The sequence below is a fragment of the Clostridium bornimense genome, assembly GCF_018917145.1.
In the GTDB taxonomy this organism is placed as follows: Bacteria; Bacillota; Clostridia; order Clostridiales; family Clostridiaceae; genus Clostridium_AN; species Clostridium_AN bornimense_A.
Genome location: NZ_JAHLOD010000064.1, coordinates 1 through 14,875, shown reverse-complemented (window position 1 = coordinate 14,875; position 14,875 = coordinate 1). Strand labels below are relative to the sequence as shown.

Annotated in this window: 7 protein-coding genes and 1 pseudogene; 1 reads left to right on the top strand and 7 read right to left on the bottom strand. The window is 27.9% G+C overall.

Going from position 1 to position 14,875, the window contains the following annotated elements:
• Positions 1 to 168: pseudogene (locus KQI30_RS17740) on the top strand (transposase); the annotation flags it as partial.
• Between the two features lie 539 nt (positions 169 to 707).
• Here KQI30_RS17740 and KQI30_RS15175 read toward each other — a convergent pair.
• The 7 genes from KQI30_RS15175 to KQI30_RS15145 form a co-directional block, all read right to left on the bottom strand.
• Positions 708 to 1,115: a hypothetical protein gene (locus tag KQI30_RS15175; protein ID WP_216464191.1), complete on the bottom strand. Its 408-nt coding sequence runs from the start codon at positions 1,113 to 1,115 to the stop codon at positions 708 to 710.
• A 176-nt stretch (positions 1,116 to 1,291) separates the two neighbouring features.
• Complete coding sequence (brxL, locus tag KQI30_RS15170; RefSeq protein WP_216464190.1) at positions 1,292 to 3,322, bottom strand: protease Lon-related BREX system protein BrxL; 2,031 nt, start codon at positions 3,320 to 3,322, stop codon at positions 1,292 to 1,294.
• 101 nt (positions 3,323 to 3,423) lie between these two features.
• Positions 3,424 to 5,970 (bottom strand): BREX-1 system phosphatase PglZ type A, encoded by a 2,547-nt coding sequence (gene pglZ, locus KQI30_RS15165; RefSeq protein WP_216464189.1) that lies wholly within the window; start codon positions 5,968 to 5,970, stop codon positions 3,424 to 3,426.
• Between the two features lie 52 nt (positions 5,971 to 6,022).
• Positions 6,023 to 9,667 carry a BREX-1 system adenine-specific DNA-methyltransferase PglX gene (gene pglX / locus KQI30_RS15160; protein ID WP_216464188.1) on the bottom strand — a complete coding sequence of 1,215 codons (3,645 nt, stop codon included), beginning with the start codon at positions 9,665 to 9,667 and terminating at the stop codon, positions 6,023 to 6,025.
• A gap of 239 nt (positions 9,668 to 9,906) precedes the next feature.
• Positions 9,907 to 13,539 carry a BREX system P-loop protein BrxC gene (gene brxC, locus KQI30_RS15155; protein ID WP_216464187.1) on the bottom strand — a complete coding sequence of 1,211 codons (3,633 nt, stop codon included), beginning with the start codon at positions 13,537 to 13,539 and terminating at the stop codon, positions 9,907 to 9,909.
• A gap of 21 nt (positions 13,540 to 13,560) precedes the next feature.
• Positions 13,561 to 14,142 (bottom strand): DUF1788 domain-containing protein, encoded by a 582-nt coding sequence (locus KQI30_RS15150; RefSeq protein WP_216464186.1) that lies wholly within the window; start codon positions 14,140 to 14,142, stop codon positions 13,561 to 13,563.
• 14 nt (positions 14,143 to 14,156) lie between these two features.
• Complete coding sequence (locus tag KQI30_RS15145) at positions 14,157 to 14,750, bottom strand: DUF1819 family protein (RefSeq protein WP_216464185.1); 594 nt, start codon at positions 14,748 to 14,750, stop codon at positions 14,157 to 14,159.
• Between the last annotated feature and the right edge of the window lie 125 nt (positions 14,751 to 14,875).

Sequence of the window (14,875 nt, the reverse complement as noted above, 5' to 3'; positions counted from 1 at the left end):
TGGGTCGCATATTATAACTTTCTAAGACCTCATCCATATAACTATTGGAAACCACTTAATGAACTTGAAGCTCTTGATGGTATCGATAATATGCCTGCCAAATGGCAAATATTAATCAGGTTAGGACAGCAAGCTATTTTAGATATCCAAGAAAAAAATGCTTCCTAACGGATTATATAACCAAATATAAATTTTTTTGCCTTCATTAAAGGTCTTTTTGTCATGCTCAAATTTAAATTATTTCTGTAATTTACTACTTTAAATTTTCAAAAAGATAGTGTTTTTTGTTATATTATTTTTTCATAGCAAACTTTACACTATCTTTCTTTTTTATAGATATATTAACATTTTTAAATCAATATCCAAATATATATTTAATTCCTCCGTAATATCATATAGCAACCTAACAGAATAATCATCAAGTATAATATTTTCAAAGGAAGTTGATAATTCTAATTGATAAATGTTTTTAATTATGAACTTATTATGTAAAAAAGAGAGGAGTCAACTATTTTTGAATCATCTCTTTTTTACATAATATTACTGTGCCCAAAAATAATTAAATAAAATGAATTATATAATCTGTTATTTGTAGTTCTTGATGATTTTCATCGGTTAATACCTTGTCCCAATAATAAATTCTATTCATTGACATAGTACTCCTTAATATCTTATTTTAATAAAGTTCAAACTATATATAATTTAAATTATGTTTTCATAAGTTCCTTATTTACTTTTGAAACATAATCATATAATTCACCAGAAGTAATACACTTATCCTTGCCGGAACTATTTTTTATGACTATTGTTTCAATTGTATCATTAAAACCAATTGTTACCCAATACCTAACGCCATCAATTACTTTTTCCCAAGTACTATTAATAAATTTCCCTTTATCATTTCTTACTTCTGCTGTTACTACTTTCCATTCATTTATGTTAAATTGTTTTAATTCATTAATGACTTTTGCGTTTATATTTCTTTCTTGCAATCTTGCTTTAAAATGGTTAGAATTCATTTTTAACTCTGTTACATCTTTCATAATAAATGATACTCTTTCAAATAAACTAATTGGTCCATATTCTATGTGAAACCTACTTTTGCTAAACTTCATATCTTCTCCTTTATCCATATTTGTAGTACAAGTATTACACACTAGATATAAATTTAGTGCAAATCTGAGTAATCTGCTCTTAGATATATTTTGTAATGATTAGCATACTTTTTCTTCAACTTGATCTAATGCATTCCCAATAGAGACGCATAATAATTCAAAAGAATCACGAATGTCTATTGAACTCCCAATGCTTTAAACACTGCATCTTCCGCTCCGCTATAGAACATTATTTGGAATTTAGCAAATAGCTCTGGTGGAACGCAAGGTATATCTACTGCATTTAGCATCGGTAATAGTAGTTTTTTAGCGCCTGTATCAAAGCAAACTTGTAAAGTGTTAGCTAAATCTTCTACTTTATTAATAGTTCCTCCGATACTTACAGAACCTAATATAGCTAGTTGACTTTGAACTGGTTTATTTAATGCCGCTGAACACATTGCTATTAATGCTGCTAAGGATAAACTAGAGGTCATTCCTACCCCCGTTACATCTTGTACATGCATTAAGTAGTCTTTAGTTGTCGTTGATATTGAAGCACTGATATTTCTACTATTTGCCTTAAAGTATCTAAAGGCAGTTTCTATACTTTCCTTTGCATCTCTATCATAGCCTATACCTGTCTTTTCAAATTTACCACTACCTGGAACAACTTCCACTTCAAGTTTATAAACTCCAATCATACCAGAATCACCATGGCCAATAGTATAAATATGTCCCGATTTAGAAGCTCCTTCTGGTATTAAAGATGCAGATCCTTGTTCTGGAACAGAAATAAATTCTTCTTCCATAGTTTCATTATCAATATAAGAAAAATGAACATCATAGAATTCCATTCCACCAATTTTCTTTAATTGTTCTTTTACTCTTCTACGACCAACTAAGGCATATCTTAATATTTCTTCTATATCATCTTTAGTAAATTCTCCATCTGGATATAGAAGTTTAACAAATCCAGATACAGTTTTCCTTACAGCTATTACATCTCTTTGATTTAAGTTGTTACCTAGCTTAAAGAATTTATCAATAGCATCACCAAATGTGGTTTTTCTCATAGCTCTCAAATACTCAGCTAGATAATCTGTAATAAATCCAAAGCTATTAGTGATAAACTCTGGACGCATTTTTGGTACTTCCCAACCTGGTAGATAGTAGTGCATTCTATCAAAGAAGGCAGTATCATAAGCCATAGCTTCTGGAAATGGATCAAACAAATGGGATGTTTTTAATAGTACATCAACACTTTGATTGATATTACCTACAAAAACCATAGAAGCAGATGCAGATTTTTCCTCTTTTCCTCTGGCAAAAGACCCTGATGCCATATAATCTTTCATTATTTGTATACCATCTTTATCTTTAAAGGTAATGCCAGAAACTTCATCAAAAGCTACTGTATCCCACATACCTACTAAGCCTATTTTTCTTTGTGACATATTGTAGAAGAGGTTTGCCACAGTAGTTTGACCACCAGATACTAAAATAGAATTTGGTGATATTTCTTTATATAGATGTGATTTTCCTGTTCCTCTTGGTCCAAGCTCACACATATTATAGTTGTTTTCACATAAAGGAACCATTCTAAGAAGCATATGCCATTTTACGTTGTATTCAAGCTGAGTTGGTTCCATACCTATACTTCTAATTAATATATCTATCCATTCTTCTTTATTAAATTGTTTTCTGCCTTCTATTAATTCCTTCATATCCATATTAGGCATTTGAATTGGTGTTACAGAATCAATAGAAAATGGATTTTGATTTCTTGCTCCTTCCTCATAATAATATTGAATTTTTACTATACACCAAATGCCACCACCTAGAAGCTTTTCAAAATTTTTCACATAACTAGCATCAATCTCCACATCTTTGAGACCTAGATTTGAGAACTCGGCTACATAGACATCTTTCTTTTCATTTAACTTAACAGTTAATTTATCTATAACAGTATATCTTGTCATTTCTCTTATCTTAGATTTTATTTTTTCAGCCTCATCTGGTCTTACAAAGTTATCAGCTAAAATATTTTTTACTCTTTCTACACCTTCATTAATACTATCCTCGTCATCGGTAGCACAGTACATACCTAGAAGATATTCCAATACATAGATAGGTACATTAGCACCTTGCTTTAATTTTTGTGTTAAATCTTTTCTAACTACTTTACCAGCAAAATGCTGATTTAGTTTCATAGATAATTCATCCATAATTTACACCTCAATTTTACCCTTTAATTACATAATATAGTATACCAAAATTTGTATAAGAAAAGAGTATTTACTTAAATTATAAATACTCTTTTAGAAATTTAAAAACCAAAGTTATCAACTATTGCTATATCAATATTAAATGGAACTCTTTCATAGTAACCATTTAAATCTTCATCATCTTGAAGTACTAAGAAATATTGCTTAGTCTTATCATATGCCATACTCTTAAGTATAAATTTTTCCTTGTAGGTTCTTTCAACAGGATTTTCTGATTTAGAGTCTCCAATTATTATATTCTCATTAGAAATTCTATTTTTTTCTTCATCTTCAAAATAACATCTAATCCTTTGAGAAATAACCTTATCTTGAATCTTTTCGTCTTGAAAGAATTCTAGATATGTTATTATATTAGTTATTTTTCTAGTAATGCTAGTTAAAGAAACCTTTACTTTTCTAATACTATTAACAGAAGATGAGCTTCTATCATTCTTGAACCTAATAATTGGTATAATTATTTCTTGTGGCATTGCTCCACCATGGACATAATTAGCACCAGCGCCTTGAACTTTGAATCTGGATGTTCCTTTTGGTGTAATAACATATTTATTAGATTTATCCCCTAATAAGTAATCCATACTAAAGGAAATAGTTCCTTCTACCTCCTCTTTATTTGATGTTAATAAGAACCTTCTATTAACTTCACCATCTTCAAGTTTTACGCCAGATAACTTATTACTTTCTTCCATAGCACTTCTTCTATAAAGATACCCATGGTCTGATGTAATTAAAATGCTGGCTGCACTTACTCTATTAACTAATTTATTTACTAGTAAGATTATTTCCTTAAAGGCATCATCAGTAGCTTTGAATACTTCTCGTTCTGTGCTAGAATGATCACCTCTAGCATCTATTGAATTATGATAAATATATACTACTTCTAAACCGGCAACGGCTTTTCGTATTTCACTATCCTTCATATCCATAATAGCATCATAGGTAATGGCCAATGACTTTTCATTTTCTAATTTTAATATAGTATTTCTATTCTCTGTACCACTACTATTTATACCATTAACTAATACATCATAATTATCATTAATTTCAATTGAATGGTTAGGTAATAAAGAAGCTATACCTAACTTTGTATAAGAAGGCAATACTCCTTCCATGTAGTCTAATTCACATTTACCTTTTCTTTCGTTAATAAGTAATGTATTTAATTCTTCAGCACTTTCATATCTTAAGCCGTCAGATATTATTACAAAAACTCTTTCCTTACCTTTAAACTTAATGTTTTCTCTGTAGAATTTATCTTGGTACTTTAACCCATCTATTCTCCAAGAAGCTTGTTTTGATATTGATTCATTCCATTTAATAGATAACTCTTGAAGATACCAATTATTATATACATTTTCAACAGTATCTTTTAAAACACGTATAGCTTCTTTTAGAATACAGTTATCGTAATGATAGTAGAATTTTCTATAAGCTTTATCAATATAATAATAATCTTTTGTATATGCTTTAACTATGTTATAAGCAGTATCACCCTTAATAATTGATGATAATTGTTTCTTTTTATTTAAAAGATTAATAGCCCATTTCAAAGCATTATATTCGCTAATATACTTTTTATAATAATGTAGTGTTCTACGGGATGATAATGAACTTAAGTATTTATCATATTCTTCAACACCATCTTTTATAAGGCTTGTAATTCTTGATATTATTAACTTATCTATAATTTCAAATTCATCACAGTGAATAAATTCATCTGAATCATGCTTTTCTAATAGTTGCTCTATTTTAAGTTTATCTGCAACTAATTGTTGCATCTTTTCATAAGTATCACTGTCCTTGGAATTATTAATAAAATGATTTATAAAAACAATGCAATTAGTTAATTTTGAAGAAATAAATGGTGTATATTGTTTTGGAAGAGAGAATTTAATAGTATCTGTAATGTTGGTTACTAGAAGCATAGCCATAAATCTTTCAAGACTTCTTTCTTCAAAAGTATAACCATAATATTTTTCTAGTAAACTCCAAAGGTCATCTACCCTACCAAACTTTTCAATATCATAATATAACTTATGATCACCTTGTAAATAATCTTTAATAAGAGATTTTACTATTTCCTCCATATCCATTATCTTGACCTTAGTTAAAACAGCAAGGATACCTATATGAAGTTTTTCTCTTGTGTACTCATTAATATTTAAGTTCTTAAAGTTATTGAATCTTTCTTTGTTCTTAAAGAAAGTATTGTAAAGCTGAAACTCTTCTTTTAAAGAAGAATCTGCAACTTTTAACTCTCTCATTATTACCGTTGATCTGTCAGTAGAGAACTCTTCACTATAACAGAAAATATCATATAACCAATCCTCTTGTGGAATTGGTTTTTTCATATTAGAGTAAACTAGAATATTACTAAATGTATCTTCTTTTTCTATATGGTATTTTGCCCAAAAGGCATTGTTTTCTGTTAACTTAATTACTTTCACATTATCTATATCAAAACTATCTATTTCCTCAATAAAATCTTCATCTTCGTCATACCAAAATATAATATGACGAGTTTTTCCATCATTTAAAGGTTTGGAAAATAATTCTTTAAGGAAGTTCCTTATTTCTTTTAAGTTCATTTAATCACCTCTGATCTTCTAACTTATTTAGCTATAAGCATAAAGTTATTAACTATATTTTAGCAAATAAGTTCATAGAAACCTCTTTTCCCTTAGAATTAATTACCTTAATTCCTTGGAATTTAGCATAATTAATCTTTACTCCGTCATCTAAATCAATTACTATCTTCTCATTAGCTAAATATGACACTACCTTATCATATTCTTTACACTCTTCTATTTGTTTAGTTATTCGATCAATTTTCTTCTTAGCAACAGCTCTATCCTTATAAGAATATTCATCTGAATCTACAACTAATAGAAGTCTATTAATCTCTGCTTCATATTTTCTTTGTAATGGATGAAGATAATCTGTTCTAACCTTAGCAACGGTTTGTTCATCATATCTATGCATATAAACTAAACACTTAAATCCATCATTTTTTCCTGAGTCAAACATCCAGTAAATAGGTCTCTTTTGATAAACTTTTAAGTGATCTTTATAGAAATCTTTAATAAAGTATCTTCTAATTGCCTGTCTTGAAGTTTCAGCTGGTTTTCTTCCTATAGAATCAGAAACAAAGTCTAAATTTTCTTCTATAGTTTCTTCACCATAAACAATTTTTACAAACTCTATAAATTTAGAAACTATGTCGTCTTCAAAATATTCATACTCTGTAATAGGAATAATGTTTTTTCTATCAGGAACAAATCTAGAAGGAATCCAAGTATCACTTAGAATATTACCATCTTCATCTTTTTCTATTTTTCTAACTTTATCATTTTCAAAATTCCACTTGTCATTAAAATCTCCACCTGCATAAATAAGACCTTCTGAATCTATAGAATATCTACCAAACATACAACCAACAGCATAAGAAATAAATGATTTAATATCCCTTTCCCTATCTGCTTTTCTAATTGTAATATCCTTATCATCAACTTCTGGAGGTAATTCATCTTGAAGTCCATAAATATCAATAAATATTCTATTTAATTCTTCTTCATTATATTTTAATTGATTAAAGTTCTCTTCACATTCAGTTTTCCATATTAAAAATACATTTTGAAGCTTATAAGTCTTACCTTTATCTGTTAACTTTAATAATGGATGAACTTTAAAATCCCAGGATACATCAAACGAATCCCAAGAATCCTTTGCAATTTTTATTGCTAAATTCACTAGGTCTACTATTTTTTTTTCTGGCTTCATTGGTATCGGAATTGATGCAATGTTTCCTACTTCATAATTTAATGTAGGACTTAAAAAAGATAATATTTTATTAATTACTTTTGAATTTAACAAACCTAAGAAATATTCAATATTATCTTCCATAAATATAGAACAACCAGCAACATCAAATATAAACCCATTTGGAATAAATCTTACTGAAAAACCGCCTATATTAACTTTAGACCATGTTAAACACTGACTAAAATAGAATTGTGTATTTTGTGGTCTAGACTTTAATTTTCCTTCTTCATTCTTAAAATTCTTAATTTCATATCCATTATTTTCCCACATTACAATATAATAGTTATTACCATACCACTTTCTAAATTCTCCACCTTTGTTATAAGGAACCCATTTAAACATAGAATTAGTTAATTCATCACCATTGTGTGCATTCAATTTAATTTTACTAAAGTCGACTTCACTCCAAAATCTTAAAAATCTATCATTTTCACCAGTTGCTAAACCTTGTTTGGGTGATGCATAATCTATAAGTTTCTTATTGTTCTTAAATATTTCAATAAATTTATTACTTATCCAATATGCAACAACGTTAAAAGGTAAATTTATATAATTATTTAATTTTACTCTATATATTTTATCTATTTGAAAAAATATATTTTCTTTTGTTTGCTCTGATCCTCCTTTAGTTAAATCTATATAACTAGCAATATATTCGTTATTATTTTTATTTCTAAAAACAAATGTTGTAGTTTGAACTACTTCTCCTCCAATTTCATCAAATGATCTTGTGCCCAAATGCAACATATTAACAGTTTCTAGGTTAGTATTTATATATTGTCTAAATTTCTCAAATGTAACTAAGAACATCCAAGAATGTTGATTAATCATACTACAATAACTTTGCCTTTTAGTATAATTTATTGTTCGTTCCATAAAAACAGCATATAAATCTTGTTTTGTATTAATATATTTGGAATCTATATATTTAGTAAGTTTAATATTCATACCTTTTCTACCTAAGTAAGGTGGATTAGTAGTGCATATTTCGTACTTTTTACTCATTATTTCAGTCTGCTTAATTATCATAGGAAATTTATCTAAAAGTATTTTTCTATACTCACCAAACATAAAATTATCATTTTCTATTTCTTTTAATCGTTTTTTTAATGCTTCAAAATTAACTTTTTCGACTTCTAGTATAGAACCATACTCCTTAGCATCAGTAAATACATCAACTAAATACTTAACATCATTCATCAATTCTTCATTGCTATTGGCAAAATACTCTGTTACTTCCTCACTAATTTCATTACTTTCTTGTATTGAGCACAAATTCAATTCTAAATCTTCAGGTTCTATCTCTCTAAACAATCTTCTATTATAATGTCTAGCCTTCATTATTAATGCAAAAGATGCTAATTGTGCTGCTCTATCATCTATATCTAATCCATATAGATTATTCTGTAATATTAACTTAGGTATTTCTCTTTCACTATATCCTGCACTTTTGTATATTTCATAAAGAACATCAAAGGCATAAACTAAGATATGACCACTACCCATACATGGATCTAAAACTTTTATATCTTCTGGTCTCAGTTTAGAATGTTCTTCTCTTATTTTCTTTAATTCCTTTTCTACTTCTGGTTCTTGCTCTGCTTCTTCTAGGTAATATTTCCACTGCCTTTGTAACTCTTCATTAGGATGCCCTTCTAACCATAGTCTTCCTAGTGAGTTTTCTACCATATATTTAACTATCCACTTAGGAGTAAATAATTGAGTTGCTGCTGGAATGTTCTCTTTTGTTATTTTTACATTCTTCTTTAATGCTGCAAATACTTCACCTTTCTTTTCTGAAATATAGTATTGATACATCCACCCTATTATTTCTACTTCTTCAAGCCAGTCTGATTCCTCTATATCTACAACCATTTTCCTTATAACAGAGTCTTCTTCTAATAGGTTATCCGGCAATAAAAGTTCTGTATAATCACTTATTTTCTCAAACATTTGAGGTATTATTTTACCTAACTCATTACATTGCTTAACTAGAATATTCCTATATGCTTTTTCTCTATCTGAAGTATCACCTGTATCTAGAAGTTTATATATTTCATCAACTTTTAACCCTAATTCATCTATAATCTCTGATACCTTACTTAATACATCTGGTTCAGTTTTTTCTTCAACAGATGATGAGAGTATTCTAATTCCTGATGGAAGATAATCATTTACTTCCATATATCTAAGGGCCATAAATCTATTGAACCAAGTATAAGCTACTTCTTCCATAACTTGATTAAAGCCTTTTCCTCTTATTTCATTTACAAGTATATCTCTATCAGTTTTGGAAAGAGGAATTATATCCTCTTTCCCTTCTAACTTAAATCCACCTTGAACAGCAGTCGCTTCTATTATTTTATTATCATATATACCGATTCTATTTGCCTTATCGATAACAGAAGAAATTAGATTTCTTCTAGCCCATATAGCAAAAGACTTTATTTTATTTTTATCCATTTATCTACCCACCTTATTCTTAGTAGGTAGTGAAAAGTTTAAGTAGTCAGTTTACTTTAATGTTCTTTTTAGTCCATTAATCATTTTTAAATTTTAACACATAAAGCTAGAATTTTGTTTATATCATTATAGCAATTAATCAGTATAATTTAAAACATTCATTACATCACCTAAGTACCAATTTTAGACCATACTAAAAAAACTAAACATACCACTAACTATCTACTACCTACTGTCCCCTACACCAAATTAATAATAGTATCCTTATCTAATTCTTCTTTTAGCTTTATTCTTAATGCCTCTACCACAGCATGTATATCTTCATGATTCTTAATTACCTTTTGTCCTTTAACTAATTCTCTCATACTTAAAGTCTTAGTTTTTATTACAACTTTTGCTTGTTCTTTTATTGGTTCAGCTATATAAGTTGTATCGCTATCTTTTTCTACTAATGATTCTTTTAATTTACTTACTTCTTTACTTTCTTCAGTTCTTTTTCTTGTTTCATTTTCCGCTACTATTTGCTTTATATATCTAACCTTTAATTTTTCAGCAAGTTCTGACATAGAAGCTAACACAGAGAAACTGTTGGCTGCTTCTGTTCTTTTTATTAGGTTATCAAAATCCTCATTTACTTTTGATATGAACATATCTTTTAAATTATACTGTTCTAAACTTTCTATAACTTCATCATTACAAGTATTTATATATTTCAGAATTGGTTTACTTTCCTCTTCTAATAGACTAAGTATTTTATCATTATATGTTTCTATAAGTAATGGAATAGTTGGAATCTTGCTATATGGACTTTCCATTTTTACTATAGACTTTATTTCCCCAATAATATTCTTTAATTCATCACTTAAAATGAACTCTTTATTCTCTTCATAGTTATTAATCTTTTCTATAGCGTTATCAAAAATTACCCTTTGTTCTCCTTTGGTAGATTTATCTATGTTTCCATTATCTTTTTTATAGAAGAATCCTTTGATATTATCAATTTCCTCTACATAATCTAAAAATCTATCTTCATAATCATAAGTAGTTTTGAAGAATTCTAAAGTGTCTCGTATTTCAATAATTTCTTTGAAAAGTTTTTTACCTTCTTTTAATGTTTTTTCTCCTGGATAAAAGCTGATTATATCAAAATTTGCAAGGATTAAGTTTATATTATTTAATTCGATTTTACATTGTTCTATAAAGAATGTCATCAAACTATCTTCATCACTAGGCATACTAGAAAAACCGAATAAGTCTGTAGTAATATCCTTTAAGGCTTCAATATATTTTGTAGCTACCTTTTCTCTAGTTTTTATAATAACTCTGTCTATGTAATCACGCTTTGTAACATAGTTAACTATTTCTCTACTATTTGGAGCTAGTACCTCATTGTTTAATACTACCTTGATATCTTGCTTTTTAAATAAAGTTATTAGTATACCTTGAATATCAATTTCTTTCCATCCGTATGGAGCAGTGGAAAATTTACTTAATAAAGTTTTTACTGTTACTTGTAGGTTTCTCGATGTACTAGTTTCTATATGATTTTGTATATCAGTTATCGCTAAATGATTAGGATCATTAATTGAAATTTGGTTTAATTTTGCGTCTATAATATCAAATAAGTCCTTAATATTATCTTTAAATTCCTTTATATAATTTAACTTGCTGTATTTATAATTTATTAGGTTTTTTAATCCTTCATTGATTCTTTCTACACCACTTTTTTCTTTTATGTCTAAGATCTTTCCATTAACATAGATTTCAGAGCTACGTAGAGCTTCTTCAATTAAAAATCTAGCTCTTTTTAGTCTTTCTTTTCTTTCGTTACTTTTCTTGATTTTTATATCTTCAATAGCTATAGTAGATTTACTACCGCCTTTAAGTCTTAAATATGCATCTATTTTTAGTACATTTTCTATTTCTTCAAGGTAATTTACATCTCTAGCTATACTAACTAATACATTGTTTTCTCTTACAGATACTTGTTTTAATTCACTTTCAGAGGTACCACCTACTAAATCAAAGTTAGCTGTTATTATCCTTACTCCTATTTCATTGTTTTGAGGGCCTCTAGTTCTATCATCAACTATTTTATTAAAAGAGAATATATACTTTTTGGAATAACTATATTTTGATTCACCATAGATATCATCAAATATAATTTCTGATACCTTTTGAATTATTTCACCATTATCAATAGCCATATTCTTTATTTCTTTATTAACATCTTGCTCATCGTTAGTAAGGAAAATAAATTCATCACCATTCTTTTGAACTAAAGTCTCTCTTATTAATTTCTTCAAAGATTCATTAACTTTATCCTTTAATTCCTTTTGAGATGCATCTATATTATCTACTAGTAAAGTTGCTAAGTTATTAATATTAGTTTTTATCTCTTTTACATACTTAATTAAAAATAGTAGCTTTAATACTTCTACATCAAATTCATCAAGTTTTTCATTTTTCTCTGCATTAATAATTACTGATCTTATAGATGAATCTAAAAATGTTTCAATAGTTTCATAGAAAGCTGAAAATGGCACTAATAGACTAGAGTCGCTCTCCATATATTTTATTGCGACTTGTTGATATGCACCAAGGAGAGATCTTTCACCTTTAGATAAACTTTTTCCTGATGCACCATGTTCTCTTACACCATTAAAGGCAGATTGTAATAAGTTAAATTGATAAGGTATAAATGGATATACCGCTGCAAAATCCTCATCATTTTTATATAACTTCATTTCAGCGTTATTATCAAATGTAAGAAGATTTTTTATTATAGATTCTTTTTCTTGATACAAAGCTTTAAGATGACTAGTTGCCCCATCTGTTTTTCTAAGAATACGTTTCTTAATTACTTCATCAACATTGGCAGAGGAAAGTGATAGTCTTGTATTAAATCTACCTTGAATTTTTGAAAAGTCATTTCCTCTAACTTTAGTAAATTCGTCTAATCCCTCTTGTGATGTAACTATAACCCAACATTTACCTGAACATTTTGTCCCTAAATCCTCTACAACAGTTTGAAGATTTAGCATTAATTGAGTATTATCACCGATATATTGTCCAATTTCATCTACTAAGAATACAACATGATGATTGTTTCCTTTTGATTCACAGTATTCCTTAACCTTTGTAGTGAATTTATCAATACTTAATGAATAATTATCTTGGCATTTTTCATACCAGCTCTTAGCTGCTTCTTCACTCATTTTTGTTGTTTTAGCTAATGCTTCTATAATAGAGTCTTCCTCATAGTAAAAATCTTCTCTAGCATCTATCCAAGTAGTACCTGAAATTTCTTCAAAGGAAGTTTTAAAAGATTCATAAGTTCCTTCCTTCACCATCTGTCTCTCTAAATCTGCAATCCAAGGCATACTACCACAAAATCCTTGCATTTCATTAAAGACTTTATTGAAAACATTAACAATTGCGTCTTTATTTGACTTAGAGTCAGAATCTGATTTTGAATCTATATTAAATAAAATAACATCAGTAGAAACATCACCAGCTTGCTTCATATTTGCTAAGATAAAACTATCAAGACCTTTATCATCAAAATAGCTAATAGAATTTTTACCATCAATGATTCTATTTTCAAGAAGGTAAGATAATATCTTTAAGAAATGGGATTTACCACTTCCAAAGAAGCCTGAAATCCAAACACCATTTTTGTCAGTATCACCAATAATACCAGCTTTATAAGCTTCAAAAAATCTATCTATATAAGTATTTAACTCTCCAGTTATAACATACTCATCTAATTCTTGTTTTATATTTGCATCATCATTTTGACCAACTTTTATTACACCCTTTATATCTCTGTCTATATCCTTATAAAACATTGACTTTAATTTAAAATCCATTATAAACTCCCACCCTTAATATTAATATTTATATACTAGAGGAAATGCTCTATAGTAATTATCATCTTTAAAAAGATTAAATAACATTAAAGTTCCACCATCATAATCTCCAGGGAAAAACATAACCAAAGGTTGCTTTTCTACAATTCTGTGAAGATTATTTAAGATTGTATGTGATCTAATTATAGGCCATGCCTTCCCAATACCAGTTAGAAAAACAATATCAGTACCTTCAAGTCTTTGTTCGATATATTTAACTACTAGGTCATTATCTAACGTTAGTCTTAATGTCTTTTTTGTAGCAGTAAAAACTTGTTCACTACCCTTTTTTTCTTCTATGTGAAAATTCTTTTGTAAATATCCTTTTGAATCTAATATTTCTAAGATTACTTCATATAAATCAAATTCAATAATATTTAAGTTATAGGATTTCTTAGCTTTTTCTTTAATAAACCTTACTCTATCTCGAATTAATAATTCATACTGGGGATTATAATCAAAAATATAAAATCCCACTTCATTTCCTAATCCTTTATTCTTTCTAAAATTATCATCTGTAATTTTAGGTAATATCTCATCAATTCTATGATATATGTCCTTCATTCCCTCACCACCTATTAACCTATACCCAAAATAGCATTAATATAGATACTATCTCCTATGCTATATAAATAATTAATAATATCACTATCGATGATAGGTACTTGTATTTCTCTATCACCTTTTGAATTTTTAATAAGACCACTTTCATAAAGTATTCTTATGTAAACTTGCTTAAGTTTCATAAAAGTATACTCTGTCCAATCGGCTACTCTTTCACTTTGTTCTCTTTTATTTTGGAAAAACACATAAAAATCTTTATCTCTAATAAATAGATCCTTCAAGATTATCTTTTCTTTGTATACCTCATTGATGAATTCAAAAAATAAACGATCACTTTTTATAATCATATATAATACCAGTACTTTGGCAGTATCTATATTACTATTGCGAATTTTATCTATAATAAAACTATCGATAAATTGTAACCGTGTAGTTATTATTGATGCAAGTTCCTTTTTTCTTGTCGCACTTTCTACTTGAAAAATATTATCTTCTAATGATTTTTCTTTTATAGAATTGAGATCCATTCCTTTATTTATAAAAGTTATAGCCTTCTTAGTTTCTTTAAATAAATAAGGTCTAGATTTTATAGTAGACTTATATTCCATCTAAACAACTCCTCGTATAATTAATTTTGTAGTGAATTTAATATGTATTTCCAGTAATAAAATTCACTACAATATGCTAAAGATTACTGGAAATTATATAGACTGTATAGAATTACTCCTAAATG